Genomic DNA, 22,052 nt, shown 5'->3' on the forward strand with positions numbered 1-22,052 from the left:
CGCTAATATGTTGCCCCCCGGCGGCTGGCATTTCGTCGGCGACGCCACCGCCACCTCCGTCGGTATGGTGCCGCTGTGCGTCCTGACCACGGGGGACAGCGGGTCGAGAATCCTCAACATCAAGGATTCAGGGCGGCTGGCTGCGCCGGCCTGTATGGTGCACTCGAACCGGGACATTGATGTCGAGGGCGGATCGATCAAGGGGGCGGCGGTCCAGGCCGTGACCTCGGCCCGCGGGTCGATCAGCCCTAGCCCCGGCACGGGCGCCGCCGCCATCGCCGACCCCTTCGCGAACCTGGACCTAAGCCGTGATCCGGCCCTGGGCTGCGCCTCCCGCGCCCTTCTGGAGCCCCTCAAGCTGAGAGCGGGCTTGCGTCGCATTTCGCCCGGCGTTCACTGCGGCGGTCTGGAAGCATACGGCCGGGCCACCGTCGTTCTGGAGCCCGGTGAACACTGGTTTCTTGGCGGCCATCTCATCGTCAAGGAGCACGCCCGTCTGGAAGGAGACGACGTCGTCCTGTTCTTCGACAAGGGTTCCAAATTCGAGTTCAAGGACAGCGCCATGGTCCGACTGAGCGGTCGCAGGACAGGCGACTACACCGGCATCGTCATGGGGGCGACCCGGGACAATACCCAGGATTTCATCATCTCCAGCGACCATGTCGAAAGCCTGCTGGGCGTCATCTATGTGCCGAATGCCCAGTTGCTCGTCGAGGGTCGGGCCGAGGTAGCCCGCGAGAGCGCCTGGACGGTCATCGTCGCCCAGAGCCTGCAGCTGAAGGGTTCGCCCTCGCTGTTCATCAACGCCAACTACAATGCCTCAAGGGTGCCCGTTCCGGCCGGCGTCGGACCGCGTACAGGCAGTTCGAGGTTGATCCGATGATCCCCCGTGGAGGGTCCCATGTCCGTCGAGGCTGACAGTATCGCCCGCACCCTCGACGGACCCGCCGGGCCGTCCGACCGTCGCGCCAGCAGCGAACGGCGCATCCGGGACCGCCGCAAGCCCGGTGCCCGTGTCAACCCGGAGGCACCACGCCGTTCGCTGTTGAAGACGCTGGGCGCTTCCGGCCTGGCTTTCAGCGTCGCGGCGCTCGCCCTGACGCTCGTCGCCGGCGAGATGCCGGGACAGGGCTCCTTGGGTCCGGTCGTTGCCCTCGCGGCGGCGGCGCTGGGTCTCTCCGTCCTGCTGCTGGCGATCGGATCGATCGAACTGCGGCTGATCGAGATCCGGCTCGAACTGATGATGATGAACGGCGGCGCGCGCCAGAAGGAACGGCGTCGAGCGGATCGTCGCGCGGGTGAAAATGGTGGATGCGACAGGGATTGAACCTGTGACCCCCTCGGTGTGAATCGCCTCAAGAGCCATTTCAGGGTGTTTCACTACATTCCAAAACTCGTGTAATATTTTGAAAACGTTGATTGTCGGATTTTTTGGCATTTCAGCGGTTTTCAACGAGTGCTGCATAAAATGCCCCACTGGCGCCCCACGAAAGGCTAGTCTGGCCAGCCTGTCCCATGATTTGCGAACAGGCGGAGGGTGTCTTGGGAACGTCCATTCAGCTTGCCACAGACCGGCAGATAGCGGCGCTCAAGCCGGCGGCCAAGGCTTATGAGAAGAAGGTCAGCGGAACTCGTGGTCTCGGGGTTCGGGTCTTCCCGTCGTCATCCAAACAATTCGAGCTTCGCTACCTCACCGAGAGCGGCAAGCGCAGACGTCTGGTGCTTGGTCTCTATCCCGGTCTCTCGCTCGCCGAGGCCAAGGCAAAGGCGGCAACAATGCGCGTCGCGGTGCATGAGGGACTGGACCCGGTCGGCGAGAGGACTGCAGCGCGAGACCGGGCGCGCGAGGAGGCGAAGGCCGGAGACACGCTCGACCAGCTCGCCGAAGCCTACTGGAGTGCCGCGGAGGTCGGATTGCACGGCGGCCGGCGAAAGCCGAAGCGGGCGGTGACCATCCAGAACGAGCGCAGCATCTGGAAAAACCATATCCAGGGTCCGCTGGGCGGTCGTGACTTCACCGAGATCCGGCGCGCCGACGTGAAGGCATTCATGCGAAACCTGATCACCGAAAAGGGTTTGTCGGCGGCGAGCGTGGCCTCGATCGGAGGTGTCCTGCACGCCGTGCTCGGGTTCGGCGTTCTTGAGGAAAGGCTCGAATCAAACGTCGCCGCCGGTCTGGCCCGGCCGCTCGCCCTGACATCCCGCGAACGCATGTTTGACGATGCCGCACTCCGGGTGCTCTGGCAGGCGGCCTTGGAGGCCAGCACGCCGAGAACTCCGGGCGAGAAGACCGCCGGGGTCCACGCCCGCCTTGAACCGGTGATGGGGCTGGCGATCCAGCTCCTGATGCTGACCCTGACCCGCCGCAACGAGGTCGCCGGCGCCCTCAAGACAGAGTTTGATCTCGCGGCCAAGGTCTGGATCATCCCGTCGGCGCGCGCCAAGGCGAAGCATCAGCACGTCGTGCCCCTCGGTCCGGATTGCCTGACCGTTCTCGAGGAGGCTTTCGCGCTCGATCCGAAAAGTCCGTTTGTATTTCCGTCCGGACGGGCGCCTGACCAGCATCTGGATCCCCACGCCATCACGCGGGCCTTTGCGCGCACCTGCGCCCGCCGAAAGATCGCGGTCGGCTCTCCGCATGACGTACGGCGTTCGGGAGCGACCACCTTGACCGGCCGGTATGGCGTCACCCGGTTCGTCGTCGGTCTGGTCTTGGGACATACACCCAGCGAGGGGGCCGCCGTCACCGGCGTCTACGACCGTCACACCTATCTGCCGGAAAAGCGATCGGCCTTGGCGGCGTGGGCCGGACATCTGACTGGATCAACAAAGCCCGTAGCCGAAAACGCGGGCGGATCCCTCGACACGCGAGCGGTTGGACCGGCATCGGAGATAGAGGCGGCCAAGGCCCGGGCTCTTCAACTGGTTGCGGCCGGCGACCTGGACCAGGCTGTCTTCTTGATCTGCATGACCATGGCCCGCCGGTCCGAGATCGCGGCGTCGCACATGGACATTCTGGCGAAAGCGGGTCTCGATCTGGCGCGGAGCGGGCAGAAGGTCGAGATCGAGCGCTGGATTAGAGGGTTCCGCTGACAATGCTTTGGCGTCTGGTTGATCGTGAATAGCCGCTCCTGACTCATTGGACATCAAGGACGTCTGCTCCGCAGAACCAAAGTTTATTCAGAGCGCATGGGAAGAGGCCTGTGACACTCGGCCCGCTTGTTCGGACATGACCATCTATCCGTACGACCCGAACCGGTATCGAAGTGTCCTAGGAGATCGTCGGCCACTCAGGCATTCAGCCCTTGGACTTCGGATCCTTAGCGGGCCTGATCGTCCGCTCTTCTTGGATGGTGTTGTCGACCTTGCGGATCCGGACGGAGCCGCCGGCTTTGCCGATGGCCGCCGACAGGGCTCCGCCTTTGGTGGCGTCGGCCTTGGTGTGGAACAGTTTGACGGCCCGGTCCGAGCCTTCTTTTTCCAGACGCCACCGCTTTGACGCCGAGTCCTTGTGTAGGGTGAATTTGTCCATCGCCATCGTCGTGTTCCTTCTTCGACCTAGAGAACCAAGGACGAATAGTTGGACTCGAAGATCCGCTGATCGCTCTCGATCGCGAGCCGCATGTGACAGTAGAGGGCCCAGTATTTGCGCCAGGTCGGATCGGACATCGGCCGGTAGTCGATCTCCAGACCCATGTCGCGGGCCGCTTCCCATCCGATCATCTGTCCGTGGGACGGGTATCGGGTGATGTCCATCAGTTCACTGGCGATCTTCGAAAAATTGGCGCCTTGGCGCTTCAGCAGGTTCTCGGCGAATTTCTGGGCCCGGTTCCGGACCGAGGTGAACTTGCGCACTACGGTCGGATCGAATTTCTCGAAGGTGATGCGCGCCGCGACGTCGTCGGGATTGGCGCGTACCGCATCCTCCGCGTCCTTGTAGGCCATCAGGTAGTTGAGCGCCGATTGAGAGTGTTCATTACCGTTGCCGTCGCGCAGGGTGACCTGGGGATCGATCGGACCGAGTTCGGAGGAATCGCTCATGATGATCTTGTTCGCGCCGAGCGACATGAGGGTGCCGGCGCTCTTGGCATAGTCCGGAACGATGACCCGGAACTCGCTGTCGTCGCCGACGGCGGCGCGGACCAGGGTGATGAGTTTCTCCGCGGCATCGACATCCCCGCCCGGCGTATGCAGCAAGAGATCGACCGGCTGACCGGGCGTCACATTGTGCAGCATGTCGACGAAACCGAGCGTATCGGCGCGTTCGACAGGGGCCTTGGGCCCCGCCACGTAGCAAAGCAGGTTGGGGTTATCGGTCTCGATCTCCCGGATCAGCGCCTGGCGCTGGTAGCGTGCCGCGTTCATCGCCGTGAACATCGGCGTCTTTTCGATGATCGGCGCGGCACCCGCTGCAGATGGAGACTGTTTGGCGTTCGTCATCAGAGACTGTCTCCCACCCACTCAATCCGACCGTCGTGAACGAAATAATGGCAACGGCGATTGCCACCCACGTAATCTATACTCGGTGAGATTGTGATTGTGCCGCCGCTTTTCAATGTCCAGTAAGGACGACGCGCGCTGTCCGCATTGAGCATGATGCGATGACCGCGCCGGCACGGGCAGTCGAAGACGATCCATTTGAGCCGGTCCTCGCCGATCAGCACCACGCCATTGCGGGGCAGCCGCTCGGGCACGTCGCCGGCATAGTCGGTCTCGCCGATCACGCGCCAGCGCCAGAACGGCAGCCAAGTCCACCAAGAAAATCTCATGCGTCAGGCCACAATTGTCCGAGGAAGGGATCTTCGCCGCCCGCGCCCCAGTGAGCTTGGGACGGATGACAGTAATGATGCGGTCGGGGGTCGGCTCGGTTGGTCGAGATCTCGCGTTCATGAAGTCGGAGCAGGGTTTCGCTCGGCCGCTCCGGCGGACCATAGCCGATCAACCGGTCCAGCAGTTCGTTGACCGCCGCGGCGGCCACGGCGGTCGTGAAGGCGACGACGGCGGGTTCGGTCTGGCCGAGGGCGGGGGCGTAGCCCTCGTCCGCGAGCCGCTTTCGTTCGTCGGGGGTTTGCAGTTCCGCCGCGGCCCGCGCGAGGTCGATGCGATCGCGGCATACGAGACAGGCGTGGCCCGGCGCCAGGGTGGTGACGCGACCGTCGATGCCGGTCAGGCCGCCATCAGCGGTGCTGCTGAGCAGGACGCCGATGTCGATCACCGGCGTGAGGAACCAGGTCGATAGACGCGACAGGACGAGACGCCCGGCGTTGTCGTCGGTGCAACCAAACACAACGTCGGCCCCCGTCAGGCGCCGTGCCGTCGCCTTCAGCGTGCCCATACCCTGCACGGTCGAGACCACGGCGTCCGGAGCGATGTCCATAAGGTGGTCGCGCAGGACCTCGACCTTGGGTCGGCTGACGTCTGCTGGGGTGGAGCCGTAGACCCGGGTGACATTGCTGTCCGAGAGCATGTCCGGGTCGACGAGCGTGAAACGCCGGACACCAAGCCGGACCAATTGCTCGGCGACTGCAGAGCCCGTGCCGCCAGAACCGACGATCGCGACATCGAGTTGGCCGAGAACGGACTGAATAGTAGGGCCGAAAGCCCGCACGTTGCGGTCGAAGATGTCTGGAAGGACCGCCTCGGCGGCGTCCGCCGCGCGGGTCAGCCGCCACGGGTCGCCGACCGACCAGATGCGGTCAATCGCAAGGCGCTTCCCCGTCTCCGGGTGCACGGCGCCGGTGAAGCTGTAATGCGCACCGTGGGGCGACAGGATAAGGGTGGCATAGTCCGGCGAACCGGAGCGGAGCCGGAACAGGTCGGCGATGTCGCGGTCCACCTTGCGATCCCAACGGCTCGGTCTGGGCGAGGCGCCCTCGCCCGGATGAGTGTGGAACCAGATGGGCACGCAGTCGTCGAGCTCTGCTGCCCCGAGGGCCGGAACATAGCCTTGCGACGCGATTACCATATGGGTCTCGCTGCGTTCCAGATAGGCGGCCTCGTCAACCCAGATCATGCGGCGCGCAAGTAGGCGCACGCCGGTGGGCGTGTCCACCCGACGGGCGAGCAGCACGCCGGCGGTCTCCAGCAGTGCGCGGGTGCTGGCCAGCAGCTCCTGCTCGATCGGACCCGGGAGGACGAGGGTGAGGGTCATGCGGCTCGCGCCATGGCCGCGACCCGCAGCTCCTTGTCGACGAGTGAGAAATAGCTCTCCAGCGAATCGACGCCCGAGCGCCACTGCCCCGGATTGAGATGCCGGGACCAGCGCTGCCAGATGCGGCCGAGATGGCTTTCCCGACATTCCGTGGCGACGATCACCTGGCCGTCAGTCCGCTGGACCGGCGGATCGAACCACCACATGTCGGGCGGCACGTCGGGATAGCCGGGCGACAGCCGGAGCAGCAGGTCGGACGCTGCCGTGGTGAAGCCGGGCGGCAGGGGATACGCGGGCAGCAGGACGCAGATCATGCCCCCCTCGACGGAGACCGTCCGGGCAGGGGCGCGTTCGTCGAGGTAGGCCTGCTCATTCGGGGGAAGCATGGTCGTTACTCCTGGATTCGGCCGGGGTTGATCTGGGCCGGCGCGGTGAAGAACCGCATGCCGTCACGCAGGCGGACTTGGGCGTCGAGCTCGACCTTCACGTCGGAGCCGCCGGGCACGACCTCGAACAGATCCCGATCAGGACCGATATCGGGCTCCGGTAGCTTGCGCAGGTCGGCGCCGGTTAGGACCGCCTCCTTGACCTTGTAGTGGGTCCGATCGATCCGGATTTGGGACGTGTCGCCCTTGCCCGGGCCATTCTCCTTGCGGTCGTCCGCGATGTCGTTCTTGCCGTTCATTGATACCTCCTAAACTTGATACCAAGATACCACATCACCGATCGTATTGACAAGCACTCGTTTTCGGTGCACTGGTGCGGCGATGAAATCTCCTAAAGCCATGACCGTCCGCCTGTCCGAAGAGCAGGCCCAGGCTCTCGAGACCGTCGCCAGCGTCGAGAACCTGCCAGTATCGGATGTGATCAGGGCCGCGATCGCGACCCATATTGATACGCGACGCCGCGATCCCGACTTCCAAGCCGGCTTGAAGGACAGAATCAGCCAGGCGAGACGGCTGCTTGACCGCTAGGGGAGCGAGTTGAGGTCGTGCGCGGCCTTGCCACTCCCGCGCGCGGTCGTGCTAGGATCGATTCATGAAGAAGCCCGTCAAAGCTCGTATCGCATCGCCGGACGCCCGCGTCTTGGGTGACCGGACCTTCGCCGCCATCTCGGCGGTCGAGGGCATCAGTCTGAGCAAGGCCAGCCTCGACCGAATCGCCTCGATGCGGCGCAGGAAGCTGTCGCCCGTCGAGCAACGCGCCGAGGTCGTCCGCGCCTATTCCGGCAACAAGTCGCACTGATGGACGACGGAGGCTATGACGCCTTCGACGACCCCTACGCCTACAAGAACTCCCGAACACTCAAGAACCTCCTGGGCATCCGCGATTTCGAAACGCTGGAGGCGTTCGAGCTCGAGATGACGACGCTGCGCGCCAACGAGCCGCTCCCGATCGGCAATTTCAGCGTGGCTCACTATCGGGCGATCCACCGATTCCTGTTCCAGGATGTCTATAGGTGGGCCGGCGAGTACCGCACGGTGCGGACCTCGAAGGGGGCAACCCGTTCTGCTTTCCGGAGCACATCGCTTCGACGATGACGAAACTCTTTCGCGGTCTCGAAGGCGGTCCTGACTTCGGGGCGACCTCCGCAGAAGACTTTGTGGCGGCCGCTGCGGTGTTTCTCGCCGAGCTCAATGCAATCCACCCATTCCGCGAAGGCAATGGTCGCTCGCAGCTCGCGTTCTTGCACCTGCTCGGTGACGCGGCAGGCTATCCCTTCGACCTGACTCGGCTGGATCGCGACACTTTTCTGCCAGCCATGATCGCAAGCTACGACTTGAACACGGTTCCCCTGATAGAGGAATTGAGGCGTCTCCTCGCGCCAGCAAAGGCGGGGTAGGCTCCCCGTACACATTCTTTAGTTCCGGCGCGTTTCTCCTAGGGGCTGCACCTCTCGATCCGGCGTTCGACGGCCATCATGTTGGGGATCAGACAGTCGGCAGAGAGGCTGCGATCTGGCTAAGTTCCGGGAAATCCGACAGACGGACGCGTGCGCTCGCAGTCAGTCTGTCCTCGGGCGTGCCGTGGGGGGCCAGGAACAGATATCGATTTCCGCCGCGCGTGCGGGCGAAGATGAGGTGCTCACCGGTAGCCGTCGGAGACGGCCAGCATCTGGACGCCCCGGTCGATGGGGCCGCCGCATGACCAAATCGTCGCTAGGGGCCGACATCGTTCGCATCGGCGCGCCGTTCGTCTGGTCGCGGCAGGCGCAGGGCGATGCCCAGAGCCCCGGCCAGACGGGCGTCGCGTCGATAAATGTCCTCACGAAAGGCGACACGGCCCTGTCCGTCGAGGAAGGCGGTCCAGTACAGCAAGCGCACGTCGATCGGTCGCCCGGTCGCCACACGGACGGTTCGGCCGCTGTCCAGCGCCTCATCGAAGCGGGCGAGCCGATCGGGGTCGGGCGCCAGCAGCAGGCGGGCGAAGCCCACGGCGTCCTGCACCCGCACGCATCCGTGGCTGAGATGGCGGAAGCTCTGGTCGAACGCCCCGCGCGAGGGGGTATCGTGCAGGAAAATGGCGTAGCTGTCCTGGAGCTCGAACTTGACCTGACCCAGGGCGGCGTTGGGGCCCGCGCGCTGGACTACCATGCCGTTCTGGATCGTCATGTTGTTCGCCCGCATATAGGCTGGGCCGCGCGGCAGGATTTCCCGCTGGGCGATGGAGGTGGGCACCGTCCAGGGCGGATTGGCGACGACCGAGGCGAACGGCCGCTCAAGGCTGGGCGTCGGATTATCGGCGTCGCCCGTTACGACCCGCATGGAATGCACCGGCCGCCCGTCCTTCCAGTAGACCATGATGGAGGCGGCGGTGTTGACCTCGATCCGCTCCGGCGCCACGTCCCGCTTGAGCCAGCGGCGGCGTTCCAGGTTCAACGCGATCTGGCGGGCCCGGTCCTCGGCGGAGATCGACAGGGCCCGCTGTGTCGCCGGGCCGATGCGGGCGTCCGCCTCCAGGCCATGGCGGACCTGAAAGGCCCGAACAGCCTCCTGCAGCACCGACCCGTATTCGACGGCTGAAGGGTACAGCATCGAGGCCGCCGCATCGCCCAGGTCGCCCTCCACCCGCAGGCGCGGCAGGATGGCGGGGATGCGCGGGTCGGAAGCGAAGGGTTCGATCGTCGCGCCCAGGGCGAAGGCGGGCCAGCCGCCGCGATCGGCGATGCCTCGGTAGCGGAGGAAGCCGTCGCACAGGCCCTGGTAGCCGCGATCCTGGGGCGCGAGGCCGGCCATGGTCTCAATCAGCGTCCCGTCTTCGACGGCCTTCGCCAGAAGCGGCGGCGTATCGATGTGGTTTCGACCCATCTCCCACAAGGTCTCGACCGTCGCCGGGTCGACCCGCCCGTGCGCCAGCGCCTCGGCCAGGGTGAGGATGGCCCGGGTGAGTTCGGCTTCGTCCAGAGCCAGACCGTCCGGCGCCGGAAGGCCGTGCCGGTCGGCCAGGGCCAGAGCCCGGATCGCCTCCTGGCGCGCCGGGCCGGACCAGGCGGAGCGGCGGCCGCCGCGTGCGGCGTAGAAATCTGTCGCCAGTCGTTGGACTGATGAGCCGGCCGGCATCCCGGTCTGGGCCCATGACGGGCCGGGCGCCAGCAGCGAGGCCAGCAGGATTCTGCGGTTCAGGAGGGGGGAGCGGTGTGCGGCCATGCGACCGACACCGCGTCGCCAACCTTATGGCAGCCTTAAGGTTGGCGGGTCCGTCAGCCCCAGCGCGCAAAGATGGCTGCGCCGTCTTCGGACTTCAGGAAGTCAAGGAAGGGCTGGGCGTCCGGATCCTGGTGGCCGCCTGCGGTCACGACCGCGCCCGCGTCCCGATAGATCCGATAGGGCTCCGCAACCTCGACGCGTCGGCCAGGTCTCGGCGCGGATGCGACCGTCCAAGGCGGTGACGATATCCGTCATCATCATCTCCGAGCCGAAGAAGATCAGGTCGCCGTCTGTCCTGGCCTGGTCCAGCCATTGCGGGCCCCGCGGGCCCGTCGCCCGTCCGCGCGGCTGCCAATCGTGACGCGCGTTCACGTCCGGGCGCTGACGAGCCAGACCTTGGCCGGCATCATGACTCCGTTCGGGGTGTGGCGATCATCGTATAGGTCCATGAGGTCGCGAGAAAGTCGCGTGACCGAGTCTGGTTCGATCGTTGCGATCCGGTTCCGGAATGCCATGCCGTCAAGGGCGAAGGCGACGGCCTGATCCGGCGTGGCGCCTGGGCCGCCAAACGGCAGATCGCCACTCCAGGTCTCGAATTCGATCTCGGAGAACCCATTCGTCGCGAGGACGTCGCCCAGATATTCGGTGTCCTCGAAGGCGAAGGGGCCGGGGGTCCGCGGTTCCGGGCGTGGCAGATCGATATAGCGGCGCATGATCGCGACCATGGCGGCCATCCAGAGATTATCGCGGGGCGCGGCCCAGACGGCCAGATCCAGCCGGCCACCGGGCCGGATCATGCCGCGTAGATTGGCGAAGGCCGGATAGGGCTCCGGGAAGAACATGCTGCCAAAACGCGAGATCATCCGGTCGAAGGGGGCCGCGTCCAGCTGGACCGCCGCGGCATCGGCACAGACGAAGTCTACATCGATCTCGCTGGCTCCTGCCGCCCGCTCGCGGGCCCGACGTAGCAGAACCGGCGAGATGTCCAGCCCCAGAGCGATTCCGTCCGGCGCGACCGCGCGGGCGGCCGCGAGTGTCGTGGCGCCGCCTCCGCACCCGATGTCGACGACCCGTTCGCCCGGTGCGAGGGCGGCTCGGGCGAGCAGGGCCTCGCCGATCGGGGCGATCATCCCCTCGAATGTGTCGAGATGGGTGAGCCAGCGCGCGCCCATTTCGCCCGCCCAGTCCTCACCAGGCTCGGGGGCGTGAGCGGTGCGGGTCAGGCCCGTGGCCGTATCCGACATGTTGGTCTTCCTGTGAAGAGGCTGCGGGGCGCGGTCAGACCCCGTGACGCGCCGAATGGCGGCCGCTGACCGGTCCGCCCCGCGGCGGACCGGTCAGGCGCAGATCTAACATGCCGGCCGACAGGGGCTCCAGGCCCAGGATCACCCAAGTGAGCCCCATGACCGTTTCCCTCTTCCTAAAAACCCCATTCGACCAAGGTCAGGCCGGAACGATGATACCGAACCGGCGGTCCGGGCCGCTGGCGATGAACGGCGCGAGACCCGATTGAGCGAACGACATGGTCGTGATCCTCCCTGATCGCCCGCTCTGCTTCTGCCTGCGGCCGTCTGGCCTTATACCGGTCGCGTCAGTCCCCGGCGAGTTCGAGTACGCGCCGAACGCATAGGCGACCACGGCGATTCAGATCTCCGGCCCGGTGTTTTCATAATCGCGGACGCCGATCCTTCCGCTACGCGGCACCACCGGATCATCAGATCCACCCGTCGGCACCTTGCGGGCCCGATCACGGCGTCTCCATCGCCACGGGGGCCGAGAGATCGGTCTGTGGACCGGAATATCCACCACCCAGGGCCCGGACAAGGGCGACGGCGGCCTGCATCCGCGACGTCTCGACCGAGAGGGCCGCACGCTCGCTCTCGAGCGCCGCCGTTTGCGCCGTCACGACCTCGAGAAAGTCGCTCGCGCCTTCCTCATAGAGTATGAGGGCCAGCGCCTCGGTCCGTTTCGCGGCGTCCGCGGCCCGACGTTGCTGCGTGGCTTGCTCCGCCAGATCCCGGGCCGCCGCCAAGGCGTCCTCCACCTCGCGAAACGCCTCAAGGACGGTTCCCCGATAGGCGGCCGACAACTCCGCGTGACGGGCCCGGCTCGCCGCGACCTCCGCCTTTCGCGCGCCGCCGTCCCACAGCGGGATCGTCGCCGAAAGGGGACCCAGGCTCCAGAAACTGGCGGGCGCCGCGAGCAGCGCGCCCTGGGCCGCCTGATATCCTCCTCCCAGACCGATGTTGAGGACCGGGAAATAGGCGGCCCGCGCGACGCCGATCCGGGCATTGGCCGCCGCCATGCGACGCTCGGCGGCGGCGATGTCGGGCCGCCGTTGCAATAGCTCCGAAGGAACGCCGCCTGGAATATGGGGCGGCAAAGGCCGGCTGCCGGACCGGGGGACGGTGAACTCCGAAGCGGCGTCTCCTGTGAGCGCCGCGATCTGGTTCTCGACCTGGACGCGACGGCGGTGGACGTCGACGCGGCGCGCTCGCGCGCCGGCGAGTTGCGCTTCTGCCCGGCCCACATCCACCCCCGACGCGACCCCGACCTCGTGACGGGTCGCGGTGAGCGCATGGGCGTGGCTGTAGGCCGTCACGGTCTGATCCAGGAGCGCCATTTCCGAGTCCAGCCCACGAAGCCGGAAATAGGCGTCGGCCAGGGTGGCCTGCAGGCTCAGCCGGACATTGACCAGATCCGCCCCGCTGGCGTCCGCCTCGGCGCGGCTGGCCTCCACGGCGTCGCGGACCCGGCCCCAGAGGTCGAGCTCATAGCCGAGCGCCGCGCCGAGGAAGGATTGATCATAGGCGTCTGTCGGCGTCTGGCCGCCCGCGCGGGTCTGTGACTGCTGTTGGCGTTCGACCCTGCCGCTGACGGTCAGTCGGGGATGAAGACCTGCGGAGTCGAGGCCTGCGGTCGCGCGGGCCTGATCGTATCGGGCGAGCGCCGCCGCGAGAGTTGGGCTCGCGCGATCCAGCTTGAGAATGAGCGCGTCGAGCACGGGGTCCTGAAACACGCTCCACCAGCCACCTCGAGGGACGGCCTCGCCGGGCGTCGCCGAGGCCCAGGCCGCGCCGGCGCCTTGCCCCTCCGGCCCCGTCGCCAAGGCCTTGTAGACGGAAGGGGTCGGGGTGACCGGAAGTTCAAGCGGCGGAGCCAGGGCGCATCCCGAAAGCGCGGCGAAGGCGAGAGGCCAGGCCAGCCTAGTCCTGAGCATTGGCGCGGCCCCGCGGTGGTTGTTGTCGGACACTCACCTGATCGCCGTCGGCCAGGGCGTCGGGTGGCGCATTGATGAGGCGCGTTCCCGGTCGCACGCCGTCGAGGATCTCGACGGTGCGACCCTGGTCGCGACCCAGGCGCACCGGGGTGAGGGACACCCTGCCTTTGGAATCGACTGATGCGACGGAAGGCCCGTTGCGGCCGAGGATCAAGGCGCTCGCCGGGATGATGACGCCGCCGCCGCCGGTAACGGGGAAGGTGACTTCAGCGTAGCTTCCGGGCTTCAGCCGCCGCAGCGGGTTGTCCGCCTGGAGTTCCACCAGCATCGTGCCGGAGCGCCCATCCACGGCCTGGGCGCTCCGGGTCACCACCGCCGGAAAGGGCTCGCCGGGCGCCTCGGGCAGCCGCAGCTCGGCGCGCATGCCGGGCCGGATATCGGCAGACGCCGATTGCGGCACGCGGACCTGGACGCGCATTCGACGCGTGTCGGCGATCGTGAACAGCGGCGCTGCAGCCACGCCCGCCGTCACCAGGGCCCCGACTTCCGCCGAACGGCTGGTCACGATTCCATCGAACGGCGCGGCAAGCCGTGTGAAGCCCCGGAGCGCGGCGAGCCGCTGGACGTTAGCTCGGGCGGCGTCGGCGACCGCCGCGCTGGCGGCCAGGGCGCCGGTCTTCTCGTCCGCGGCCTGGCGCGATACGGCATCCCGCTCCAGCAGCGCGCCCCAGCGGTCGGCGGTGGCCCGCGCGAGCGACAGATCGGCCAGGGCCATCTGATGCTGGGCGCGCGCCTGGGCCAGTTGAAGGTCGAGTTCCGGCGCTTCGAGCACGGCGAGGATCTGGCCGTCGCGCACGGGGTCGCCGATATCGACCAGCCAGCGTTCGACATAGCCGTTGGTGCGCGCGTGGATGTCAGCGGTGTTCCACGCCTGGATCTCCGCGGCCAGGACCAGCTTGCCGTCCGTGTCCGCGGCGGTCGCCTGGATCAGGCTGACGGTCGGGATCGCCGCCTCGCGGGAGACTTCGGCGAGCGCGTCGTCGTTCGCATCGCGCGCCCACGCGCCCCAGGCGATGATCGCGACCGCGCCAAGGGCGCCGGCCGCGAGGGCGGGTTTCAGCCCGACCGCGCGAACCTTACTGAACATGGGCGACATCGAGTTTTCCTGTTGCGGAGCGTTGACCCGCGCGACGGTGAACGAAGCTGAAGATGGCGGGCACCAAAAACAGCGTGGCGGCGGTCGCCAGGATCAGCCCGCCGATGACGGCGCGCCCGAGCGGCGCATTCTGTTCGCCGCCCTCGCCGATCCCGAGCGCCATGGGCGACATGCCGATGATCATGGCCAGGGCGGTCATGAGAACGGGCCTGAAACGGACGAGCCCGGCTTCCAGCGCGGCCTGGGTGGCGTCTCCGAGGACGGCGAGCCGCTCGCGGGCGAAACTGACGATCAGGATCGAATTGGCCGTCGAGACGCCCAGGCACATGATCGCGCCGGTCAGGGCGGGCACCGAGAGCGTCGTGCCGGTGACGAACAGGATCCAGACGATTCCGGCCAGGGCGCCGGGCAAGGCCGAGATGATGACCAGCGGATCGGCCCAGCTCTGGAAATTGACCACCAGCACCAGATAGATCAGCAGCACCGCGCCGATCATCCCCAGCGTCAGGCCCGCGAACGCCGCGTTCATCGTGGCGTACTGGCCGCGGACCGTGACCTTGGCGCCCTTCGGCTGGCCCTGCTCGAGATCCTTGATCACGGCCTTCACGTCACCGGCCACGGCGCCGAGGTCGCGGCCATGGGCGGTGGCGAAGATATTGATCGTCGGCTGGATGTCGTAATGGCTGATCACCGAGGCGACGCCAGTTCGGCGCAAATCGCTCAACCCGCCCAGAGTTTGCGCGGCCGAACCGCCCGCGCCGGTCACCGGAAGCGATTGCAGGTCCTCGATGGAGCCGACCCGATGCTCCGGCACCTGGGCCACGACGGGGTAGGAGACTCCGTTTTCCGGGTTGAGGAAAAACACGGGGGCCGTCTGCGAGGTGCCGGCGAGGGCGTTGCCGACACTGACGGTGACGTCGCGTTCGGTCAGGCCGTATTGCGCGATGCGGGCGCGGTCGACATCGATGTTCAGCTGCGGATAACGGGCGGACTGCTGGATGCGCGCGTCAGCGAGTCCGGGAACGGCGCGCAGGCGGCGGAGCAGCGTTTCCGCATAGGCCGCGTTGGCCGCGAGATCACGTCCGCTGATCTGGATGTCGATCGGCGCCGGAGAGCCGAAGTTCAGAATCTGGGACGTGATGTCGGCGGGCAGGAAGGCGAAGCTCAGTCCCGGAAAGCTCTTGGGGAGTTCCTCCCGGAGCCGCTCCACATGGCGTTCGGTCGGGCGATGCCCTTCTTCCAGGGCGATCAGAATGTCGCCTTCGCTCGAACCGACCGTGCCGCTGTTGTTGTAGACCGTGTTCAGCGGGGCGCTGGACAGGCCGATATTGTCGACGATGGAGCGCAACTCGCCGTCGGGGATCAACTGGCGGACGCGCTGCTGGACGCGGTCCATGACGACCGCCGTCTCTTCGATCCGGGTGCCGGCGGGGGCGCGGACGTGAAGCGAGATCTGCCCGGAATCGACGCTGGGGAAGAAGTCGCGGCCAAGCCAGGGCGTCAGGGCGAACGACGCCAGCACCACGGCCAGAAACACGGGGATGAACACGCGCCGGCCCCCGAGGGCCCGGCCCAGCAGCCGACCATAGGCGATCCGCGTCCGCTCGAATCGCGCTTCGAACGCGCGCTGGAAGCGCACCAGGGGGTTGCGGGAGCCCGGTCTGCCGGCGGCATGGAGATCCAGGCCGGGCACATGCGGCCGAAGCAGATACTTGGCCAGGGTCGGGACCAGGGTTCGCGACAGCACGAAGGAGGCGATCAGGGCGAACACCACCGCCAGCGCCATCGGCACGAAGAGGTAGCCGGCGACCCCTGGCAACAGGAGCATCGGGACGAAGACGATGCAGATGCACAGGAGGGAGACGAAGGCGGGCGTCACGATCTGGGCCGCGCCGTCCATGATGGCGTCGCGCACGCCCTTGCCCTGCTCAAGATGCCAGTTGATGTTTTCGATGGTCACCGTGGCGTCGTCGACGAGGATGCCGATGGCCAGGGCCAGTCCGCCCAGGGTCATGACGTTCAGCGTCTGTCCGCTGGCCGAGAGGGCGGCGATCGCGGCCAGGACGGCCAGGGGTATGGAGAGGGCGATGATCACCGTCGATCGCCAGGATCCGAGGAAAAGAAGGATCATGAGCGAGGTGAGCGCCGCGGCGATCACGCCTTCGACGACCACGGCTTCGAGCGCCCCTCGGACGAAGACGGACTGATCGCCGATGGTTTGAATGGTGAGGGCGTCGGGGAGCCCCGCCGCGATTTCAGGGATCTTCGCCTTGATGCCCTCGACGATCGACAGGGTCGAGGCGGACCCGCCCCGCAGGACCGTCATCAGCGCCGAGCGCTGACCGTTGACGTGAACGACGTTGGTCTGGGGCGCGCTTCCGTCGCGGACATTGGCGACGTCGCGGATATAGATGGTGGCCCCGTCGACCACTTTCACCGGCAGATCGTTCAGCGCCTCGATCGATCCCGGGGCGTTGTTGAGCTTTATGTTGTACTGGAACTCGCCGATCTTGGCGAAGCCCGCCGGATTGATCTGGTTCTGGGCCGCGATCGCCAGCGAGACGTCCTGGGCCGACAGACCGCGGGCGCGCAACGCCTGGGGGTCGAGGTCGATCTGCACCTGCCGCTGTCGTCCGCCGGCGGGGAAGGGCACGGCCGCGCCGGGGACGGTGATCAGCTGCGGTCGAACCTGATTGAGACCGAGATCGTAGAGCTGCTGTTCAGTGAGCCCTTCCCCCGAAAGGGCCAGCTGCACGATCGGGACGGTCGAGGCGTCATAGTTGACGATGAAGGGCGGGCTTGTGCCAGGGGGCAGCTGGCGAAGCATGGTCTGGGAAATCGAGGTCAGCTGCGCCGTCGCTGTGCGGATGTCGACGCCGGGCTGAAAATAGATCTTCACGATCCCCACGCCGGGCATCGACTGGCTCTCGATATGTTCGACATCGCTGACCGTGGCCGACAGGGCCCGCTCGAACGGCGTGATGATCCGCCCGGCCATTTCCTGCGGTGGCAGGCCCGCATAGGTCCAGGCCACGGCGATGACCGGCACCCGGATGTCGGGGAAGATGTCGATGGGCGTGCGAACGGCCGCCACGGCTCCGCCCAGCGCGATGAGGATGGCCATGACGATGAAGGTGAGCGGACGCGTCAACGCGATCCGGACGATCCCCATCATGACGCTGTCCGACCCAAGGCCGTCGTATGCGACGCTGCAACGCTCATCATGGTCCCTCAAGTCGTTCGGGAAGCCGAAGACGCGGCTCAGCTTAAGTCGATCTTAAGAGGCGTCGCGCCGTGACGACTGATCCGATGCGGGGGACGTTTGAGTGAGAACGCTTCATTGCCCCGGGGTCCGGCGGGCGAAGCGCCGAACCGGAGACCCGGCATGGGCGCCGCCTGACGCTGAGGTTTCCCGGGGCCGTCTCCGACGGGATCAGGACGGCGGGTGGCCGCGAGCTTCATCGCCCTCAAGCCGACGGACCCGACGTCGCAGATAGTACCAGACCAACAGGATGGTCACCGGCGCCGCGAGCGCCGCCAGCGCTTCCGGCGAGACGCCGTAGCTATGCGCCAACGGCTTGAGCCCATACCCCAGGAGGCCCAGCGCATAATAGCTGACGGCCACGACCGACAGACCCTCGACCAGATGCTGGAGCTTCAATTGGCGCGCGCTGGTCCGCTCGACCGAATGCAGCAAGGCGGTGTTCTGGGCCTGGACACGCATCTCGATCCGCGTCCTGAGCAGGGCCGTCGCGCGTTCCAGCCGCGTGGCCAGGGCGTCCAGGCGTCCCGAGAACGCCTGGCATGTCCGGGTCGCGGGGGTCAGGCGGCGGTCGATGAAGTCGTCGAGGCGCTGGAAGCCCTCGATGCGGACGCAGTCCAGATCTCGCAACCGGTCAGCCACGATGCCGGAATAGGCCGCCATCGCACCCAGTCGGAAGGCGGTGGTCGCCGTCAGGCTGGCGACCTCGGCTGACAGCCGGCTGATCTCGTCGAGCAGCGTCTGATCGTTCCGGTCCTGGGTCAGTCGCTCCGAGACGGCGACCAAGGCGGCCTCCAGTCGGTCGAGGTCGGCGGCTCGCTCCTGAACCATCGGCAAGGCCAGCAGCGCCAGGTTCCGGTAGTTGCCGAGCTCCTGGACCCGCTGCGCCAGCCGTCCCAGATCGGCCGGATGCATGCCGCCCGCGGCCAGCACCAGACGCCCCCAGCCGTCATCATGGACCTTGAAGTCGGACCACAGGCGCGCCTCGTCCTTTCGACAGCTGATCAGGTCTTCGGGATCAAGCTCGGCGACGGCCGGGACGGCCCGGCGCTCGTCGGCCTCGACCACGACCCGGACCGCCCGGATCACCAGGCCCGGGGCGGTTTCCAGCCAATCCAGCAGAACGGGCGGATGAGGCTCCAGGGAGAAGGGCTCGCCCGCCGCGTAGGAGATGACCGTATAGGTCGAGGCCTCGCTGTGCCGTTCCCAGAGCCACACCGGACCGCCGGCGATCATGCCGCGTCCATGGCGCGGGAACACCTGATCCTGATCGCCCGATCGTTCGGCCAGGGCGAGGAGCGACGCATATTCCCGTTCCCGGTCCGCGCCTTCGACAAGACGCAGGACCTGGAGGATCCGGCACGGCGTCGTCAGGGGCGGCATTCGGCGTAGATGCATTTCCGATACGATTCGGTCCCGCATCGGATGGCTCTTCAGTTCCATCGCGACGCCCCCTGGTCGGCGATCATCAGGCGCATCGCATTGGCCGTGACCGCCAGGGAACTGGCGATCATGGCGACGGCGGCCCAGGCGGGACTGAGCAGGCCCAGAGCCGCCGCCGGCAAGGCGAAGAGGTTGTAGGCGAGGGCGAGCACGATGTTCTGTCGCAACCGGCGTCGCGCCGCCGCGGCGAGGTCCAAGACGTCGACCACCCGGCCCAGCCCGCCCCGGGTGATGACGACGGCGGCGGTCGCCGACGCCGCGGCGTGCGCTCGCGCGACCGATATCCCGCAGTCCGCGGCGGCCAGCGCCGGCCCGTCGTTCACGCCGTCGCCCACGAACAGCACCGGCCCCCGTGCGCGCCGGACCAGTTCGCCCTTGGACAGGGGGGTGCAGCCGGCGAAAACGCTGGACGGGCTGAGGCCCACCGCGCGGGCGACGGCGTGGGCCGGACCTTCGGCGTCGCCGGTGGCCAACAGGACGTCGATGCCGCGCCGCCGCAGCTCCAGAATGGTGTCTCCGGCCTCGGGATCGATCGCGTCCCCGATCAGCAGGTCCCCTACCGGGACGTCGTCCAGCCAGACCCGCAGGCGCGTGGCGCCCTCCGACGCGCCGCCTGGCGCGCCGCCGACCCGGATCCGGCGACCGGCGGGGTCGAACCCCCGGGCGTCGCGGGAGCCACGCGATCCTCCAGCCCCGAGGGGACCGCCATGATGCGCCGTCACGGCCCGGGCGAGTGGATGGTCGAGACCCGTCTCGGCCCGAGCGGCGAGCGCCACGACCTCCGCGTCGGTCCAGCCGGCCCGGGACTCGACCGACAGGACCCGGGGCTGACCGGCCGTCAGGGTGCCGGTCTTGTCGAAGATTGCCGTACGGGCCCCGGTCAGGCGTTCGACCACGGCGGCGTCCACCAGACGAAAGCCGCGTCCGGCGGCAATCACGCTGGCCCGCAAGTGGACGAGGGGCGCCGCGAGACTCAGGGCGCAGGGGCAGGCCGCCAACATGACGACCAGGCCCCGGACCAGTCCGGTTTCGATCGAACGCGTCAGGATCGCGGTGACCAGAACGACGAGCAGCGAAACGACGGGAATGGCGGTCGTCAGGGCGCCGGCCGCGTGGCTCGCGCTGTCGATCGGTTCACCCCGCGCCGCGAGTTCTATCGCGATGCGGCCGCCCATGCGGTCCACGTCGCGGTCGCCTGATACACGATCGACACGCACCTCGACAGCCCGGACGAGATTGACCGTGCCGGCGGCGATGCGGTCGCCGACCCCAACAGCGCTCGCGCCGCTTTCGCCCGTCAGCATGGCGGTATCGACGGCGCTTCGCCCGCTCACGACGACGCCGTCGACCGTCGAGACGCCGCCCGCGCGGACCTGGACGACATCGCCGATCGCGAGCTGGTCGCAGGCCACCGTCTCCCAGTTCCCGGCGCCGTCGCGCCGCTCGGCCGTGTCGTCGAACAGCCGGCCGAGGGCGAGCGTGGCGTCCGTGGCGTTTCTGCGGACGCGGGTCTCGATCAAACGGGCCAGCACAAGCAGGGTGACCAGCATGGTGGCGGTGTCGAAATAGACCTGCGCCTCCCCCCTCGCGAGGGCGAGCGCCGAGGCGGCGACCGAGCCGGCCACGCCGATGCTGATCAATAGGTCGAGACCGGGCGCGCGAAGACGGATCGACCGCGCCGCCATCCGTCCGATTCCTGCGCCGCTGAACAGGATAACGGGCCCGGCCAGGACGCCGCTGGCCAGGGCGATCCACCACGCTGCGGCGGGCGACAATCCCGGGTCCAGATACAGCACCACCGCGCAGGCCATGGACCACATGCCGAAGGCGATCGCCACGACCAGGCGCAGGGTGAGCGAACGGACCTCCCGGTCCAGTCGCAGGCGAATGGTCTGGGGGTCGCTGCGCTCCAGAAGGCGGTAGCCCGCCTCGTGCACGCAGGCACGGACGGCCTCCGCGTCGCACCGGTCCGGGTCCCACTGCACCAGGGCCGAGGCGGTGACATAGTGGACGCCGGCGCCGATCACGCCGTCGATCGCGCGGAGGCGGCTTTCCAGGCCTCGCGCGCAGCCGCCGCACCACAGGCCGTCCACGGCGAACAGCTGCCGCGTGACGGCGGCGGCGGGCACCGGCCTAACGTCCCCCGGCCGGCGCCGCTGGCTGGGCGCCGGCGCCCAGCAGCCGGCCCTGATAGATCCGCCCGTAGAAAGTCTCCGCGCCGGTGTGGTTGCGCGCGGCGTTCTCGGCGACCGTACCGGTCTGGCGGGGGTCCCTGGGGCGTTCCTGGCTGTTGATGTAGGCCGCCACGTCCCACGCCTGCTGATCGGTCAGCCGGTTGGTCTGGCCGAGGGGCATATTGGCCTTGATGAAGCCCGCGGCGGTGTTCACGCGCGCCATTCCGGCGCCCCAGTTGTAGGACTGCGGACCCCAAAGGGGCGGAAAGACCGTGCGCCCGTTGGCGTCGGCCTGGCCCTGGCCGTCGGCGGAATGGCAGACCGCGCAGTTGGCGGCGAAGACCTGCTGCCCGCGGACGGGGTCATATCCGAGGGCGGTCTTCTGCAGCTCCGGATAGCCCGAGCCCTCCATATCGACGCCCGTGGGGGCCCCGGTGGCGAGGAAATGCATATAGGTCTGCAGATCCTTGTAGACGTCGTGGCCAGCGGGCGGTGGGCCGCCGCTCGGCGAGGCCTGGGCGTTCATCGAATAGGTGAAACAGCCCTTGATCCGATCCTCCATCGTATTGATCTGCTTGTTCTTGGAGCGATATTTCGGATAGGCGACCCAGGCGGCCCACATCGGCGCCGAGTCCGGCCGTCGTCCGCCGTCCAGATGGCAGGCCGCGCACGACAGGCTGTTGCCCACGAAGTCCGAGGCATTCGCCGGGGTGTTCATGAAGATCGCCTCGCCGCGCCGAATGGCGTCGCCGGAGGGACCGTCCGGTATGGCCGAGGACATCGGCGGCTGGAAATAGGCGGCCGGCTCGAGACCCGGTCCATCGCCGCCTTCGCTGCCCTTGCGATCGCGAATCCAGCCTGCGTCGACGGCCAGGGTGCCGATCACGAAGAGGGCCAGTCCGCCGGCGACGGCGAAGATGGCGTCGCGGGCGAGGCCGCCCTTGCGCGGCTTGTCGGGGCCGGTGGCGGGGGGCGGGGATTTGGGGTCATCGGACATGG

General features: G+C 67.5%; 22 protein-coding genes. 7 read left to right on the forward strand and 15 right to left on the reverse strand.

Translation table 11 applies throughout. The features are described from left to right. The 3 genes from Q0588_RS15185 to Q0588_RS15195 form a co-directional block, all read left to right on the forward strand. A partial coding sequence (locus tag Q0588_RS15185) for a hypothetical protein (protein ID WP_298747881.1) occupies positions 1-883 on the forward strand: 883 nt, incomplete at its 5' end. 18 nt (positions 884-901) lie between these two features. Next, a complete protein-coding gene (locus tag Q0588_RS15190) occupies positions 902-1,327 on the forward strand; it encodes a hypothetical protein (RefSeq protein ID WP_298747883.1) in 426 nt (141 codons plus the stop codon). A gap of 215 nt (positions 1,328-1,542) precedes the next feature. Further along, positions 1,543-3,093 (forward strand): site-specific integrase, encoded by a 1,551-nt coding sequence (locus tag Q0588_RS15195; RefSeq protein WP_298747885.1) that lies wholly within the window; start codon positions 1,543-1,545, stop codon positions 3,091-3,093. A 205-nt stretch (positions 3,094-3,298) separates the two neighbouring features. Here the strand turns inward: Q0588_RS15195 and Q0588_RS15200 are convergent, their stop codons facing one another. From Q0588_RS15200 to Q0588_RS15225, 6 genes are read right to left on the reverse strand one after another with little or no spacing between them, the layout of a single operon-like run. Further along, the gene (locus Q0588_RS15200; RefSeq protein ID WP_298747887.1) at positions 3,299-3,538 is read right to left on the reverse strand and encodes a DUF2188 domain-containing protein; all 240 of its coding nucleotides are present in this window, start codon (positions 3,536-3,538) and stop codon (positions 3,299-3,301) included. A 20-nt stretch (positions 3,539-3,558) separates the two neighbouring features. After that, positions 3,559-4,440 carry a hypothetical protein gene (locus Q0588_RS15205; RefSeq protein ID WP_298747890.1) on the reverse strand — a complete coding sequence of 294 codons (882 nt, stop codon included), beginning with the start codon at positions 4,438-4,440 and terminating at the stop codon, positions 3,559-3,561. Beyond that, complete coding sequence (locus Q0588_RS15210; protein WP_298747893.1) at positions 4,440-4,724, reverse strand: DUF6527 family protein; 285 nt, start codon at positions 4,722-4,724, stop codon at positions 4,440-4,442. Before Q0588_RS15210 ends, Q0588_RS15205 begins: the two co-directional genes overlap by 1 nt. Before the next feature lie 41 nt (positions 4,725-4,765). Next, on the reverse strand, positions 4,766-6,151 hold the full coding sequence (locus Q0588_RS15215; protein ID WP_298747896.1) for a ThiF family adenylyltransferase: 1,386 nt from the start codon (positions 6,149-6,151) through the stop codon (positions 4,766-4,768). Next, on the reverse strand, positions 6,148-6,537 hold the full coding sequence (locus tag Q0588_RS15220) for an E2/UBC family protein (RefSeq protein WP_298747898.1): 390 nt from the start codon (positions 6,535-6,537) through the stop codon (positions 6,148-6,150). The genes Q0588_RS15215 and Q0588_RS15220 overlap by 4 nt, the downstream gene beginning before the upstream one ends. A 5-nt stretch (positions 6,538-6,542) precedes the next feature. Continuing rightward, positions 6,543-6,836: a multiubiquitin domain-containing protein gene (locus Q0588_RS15225; RefSeq protein WP_298747900.1), complete on the reverse strand. Its 294-nt coding sequence runs from the start codon at positions 6,834-6,836 to the stop codon at positions 6,543-6,545. Between the two features lie 100 nt (positions 6,837-6,936). Between Q0588_RS15225 and Q0588_RS15230 the strand changes: the two genes are divergently transcribed. From Q0588_RS15230 to Q0588_RS15245, 4 genes are all read left to right on the forward strand, one after another. Beyond that, the gene (locus Q0588_RS15230) at positions 6,937-7,125 is read left to right on the forward strand and encodes a hypothetical protein (protein WP_298747902.1); all 189 of its coding nucleotides are present in this window, start codon (positions 6,937-6,939) and stop codon (positions 7,123-7,125) included. 64 nt (positions 7,126-7,189) lie between these two features. Further along, a complete protein-coding gene (locus Q0588_RS15235; RefSeq protein ID WP_298747905.1) occupies positions 7,190-7,396 on the forward strand; it encodes a hypothetical protein in 207 nt (68 codons plus the stop codon). Beyond that, a complete protein-coding gene (locus Q0588_RS15240; RefSeq protein WP_298747908.1) occupies positions 7,396-7,692 on the forward strand; it encodes a Fic family protein in 297 nt (98 codons plus the stop codon). The genes Q0588_RS15235 and Q0588_RS15240 overlap by 1 nt, the downstream gene beginning before the upstream one ends. Further along, positions 7,689-7,994, forward strand: coding sequence for a Fic family protein (locus Q0588_RS15245; protein ID WP_298747912.1), 306 nt, complete (start codon positions 7,689-7,691; stop codon positions 7,992-7,994). Before Q0588_RS15240 ends, Q0588_RS15245 begins: the two co-directional genes overlap by 4 nt. 316 nt (positions 7,995-8,310) lie before the next feature. On the opposite strand, the gene Q0588_RS15250 is transcribed toward Q0588_RS15245, so the two are convergent. The 9 genes from Q0588_RS15250 to Q0588_RS15285 all read right to left on the reverse strand — a co-directional run bounded on the left by Q0588_RS15250 (position 8,311) and on the right by Q0588_RS15285 (position 22,050). After that, complete coding sequence (locus tag Q0588_RS15250; RefSeq protein ID WP_298747915.1) at positions 8,311-9,798, reverse strand: L,D-transpeptidase family protein; 1,488 nt, start codon at positions 9,796-9,798, stop codon at positions 8,311-8,313. Positions 9,799-9,851: 53 nt separating this feature from the next. Then, positions 9,852-10,046, reverse strand: a complete 195-nt coding sequence (locus Q0588_RS16070) for a substrate-binding domain-containing protein (RefSeq protein WP_366873035.1) — start codon at positions 10,044-10,046, stop codon at positions 9,852-9,854. 120 nt (positions 10,047-10,166) lie between these two features. Then, a complete protein-coding gene (locus tag Q0588_RS15255; RefSeq protein ID WP_298747919.1) occupies positions 10,167-11,042 on the reverse strand; it encodes a class I SAM-dependent methyltransferase in 876 nt (291 codons plus the stop codon). Between the two features lie 503 nt (positions 11,043-11,545). Further along, positions 11,546-13,018 carry an efflux transporter outer membrane subunit gene (locus tag Q0588_RS15260; protein WP_298747921.1) on the reverse strand — a complete coding sequence of 491 codons (1,473 nt, stop codon included), beginning with the start codon at positions 13,016-13,018 and terminating at the stop codon, positions 11,546-11,548. Further along, a complete protein-coding gene (locus Q0588_RS15265; RefSeq protein WP_298747924.1) occupies positions 13,005-14,174 on the reverse strand; it encodes an efflux RND transporter periplasmic adaptor subunit in 1,170 nt (389 codons plus the stop codon). Before Q0588_RS15265 ends, Q0588_RS15260 begins: the two co-directional genes overlap by 14 nt. Continuing rightward, positions 14,155-17,349, reverse strand: a complete 3,195-nt coding sequence (locus Q0588_RS15270) for an efflux RND transporter permease subunit (RefSeq protein WP_298747927.1) — start codon at positions 17,347-17,349, stop codon at positions 14,155-14,157. Before Q0588_RS15270 ends, Q0588_RS15265 begins: the two co-directional genes overlap by 20 nt. Before the next feature lie 258 nt (positions 17,350-17,607). Next, positions 17,608-18,879 (reverse strand): DUF3422 domain-containing protein, encoded by a 1,272-nt coding sequence (locus Q0588_RS15275; protein ID WP_366873033.1) that lies wholly within the window; start codon positions 18,877-18,879, stop codon positions 17,608-17,610. Beyond that, positions 18,870-21,008 (reverse strand): HAD-IC family P-type ATPase, encoded by a 2,139-nt coding sequence (locus tag Q0588_RS15280; protein ID WP_298747933.1) that lies wholly within the window; start codon positions 21,006-21,008, stop codon positions 18,870-18,872. The genes Q0588_RS15275 and Q0588_RS15280 overlap by 10 nt, the downstream gene beginning before the upstream one ends. Positions 21,009-21,012: 4 nt before the next feature. Beyond that, positions 21,013-22,050: a c-type cytochrome gene (locus Q0588_RS15285; RefSeq protein WP_298747936.1), complete on the reverse strand. Its 1,038-nt coding sequence runs from the start codon at positions 22,048-22,050 to the stop codon at positions 21,013-21,015. Positions 22,051-22,052: the final 2 nt, after the last annotated feature.

Origin of the sequence: uncultured Brevundimonas sp. (assembly GCF_937870815.1) — a bacterium.
GTDB lineage: Bacteria > Pseudomonadota > Alphaproteobacteria > Caulobacterales > Caulobacteraceae > Brevundimonas.

What these genes read in the sequence shown, in the direction of transcription:
- Q0588_RS15205 (WP_298747890.1), bottom strand. Translation starts at nt 4,440, where the DNA reads ATGACGAACGCCAAACAGTCTCCATCTGCAGCGGGTGCCGCGCCGATC.
- Q0588_RS15245 (WP_298747912.1), top strand. Translation starts at nt 7,689, where the DNA reads ATGACGAAACTCTTTCGCGGTCTCGAAGGCGGTCCTGACTTCGGGGCG.
- Q0588_RS15255 (WP_298747919.1), bottom strand. Translation starts at nt 11,042, where the DNA reads ATGTCGGATACGGCCACGGGCCTGACCCGCACCGCTCACGCCCCCGAG.
- Q0588_RS15265 (WP_298747924.1), bottom strand. Translation starts at nt 14,174, where the DNA reads ATGTCGCCCATGTTCAGTAAGGTTCGCGCGGTCGGGCTGAAACCCGCC.
- Q0588_RS15285 (WP_298747936.1), bottom strand. Translation starts at nt 22,050, where the DNA reads ATGTCCGATGACCCCAAATCCCCGCCCCCCGCCACCGGCCCCGACAAG.
- Q0588_RS15220 (WP_298747898.1), bottom strand. Translation starts at nt 6,537, where the DNA reads ATGCTTCCCCCGAATGAGCAGGCCTACCTCGACGAACGCGCCCCTGCC.
- Q0588_RS15225 (WP_298747900.1), bottom strand. Translation starts at nt 6,836, where the DNA reads ATGAACGGCAAGAACGACATCGCGGACGACCGCAAGGAGAATGGCCCG.
- Q0588_RS15270 (WP_298747927.1), bottom strand. Translation starts at nt 17,349, where the DNA reads ATGATGGGGATCGTCCGGATCGCGTTGACGCGTCCGCTCACCTTCATC.
- Q0588_RS15235 (WP_298747905.1), top strand. Translation starts at nt 7,190, where the DNA reads ATGAAGAAGCCCGTCAAAGCTCGTATCGCATCGCCGGACGCCCGCGTC.
- Q0588_RS15260 (WP_298747921.1), bottom strand. Translation starts at nt 13,018, where the DNA reads ATGCTCAGGACTAGGCTGGCCTGGCCTCTCGCCTTCGCCGCGCTTTCG.
- Q0588_RS15275 (WP_366873033.1), bottom strand. Translation starts at nt 18,879, where the DNA reads ATGGAACTGAAGAGCCATCCGATGCGGGACCGAATCGTATCGGAAATG.
- Q0588_RS15215 (WP_298747896.1), bottom strand. Translation starts at nt 6,151, where the DNA reads ATGACCCTCACCCTCGTCCTCCCGGGTCCGATCGAGCAGGAGCTGCTG.
- Q0588_RS15190 (WP_298747883.1), top strand. Translation starts at nt 902, where the DNA reads ATGTCCGTCGAGGCTGACAGTATCGCCCGCACCCTCGACGGACCCGCC.
- Q0588_RS15200 (WP_298747887.1), bottom strand. Translation starts at nt 3,538, where the DNA reads ATGGCGATGGACAAATTCACCCTACACAAGGACTCGGCGTCAAAGCGG.
- Q0588_RS15250 (WP_298747915.1), bottom strand. Translation starts at nt 9,798, where the DNA reads ATGGCCGCACACCGCTCCCCCCTCCTGAACCGCAGAATCCTGCTGGCC.
- Q0588_RS15240 (WP_298747908.1), top strand. Translation starts at nt 7,396, where the DNA reads ATGGACGACGGAGGCTATGACGCCTTCGACGACCCCTACGCCTACAAG.
- Q0588_RS15230 (WP_298747902.1), top strand. Translation starts at nt 6,937, where the DNA reads ATGACCGTCCGCCTGTCCGAAGAGCAGGCCCAGGCTCTCGAGACCGTC.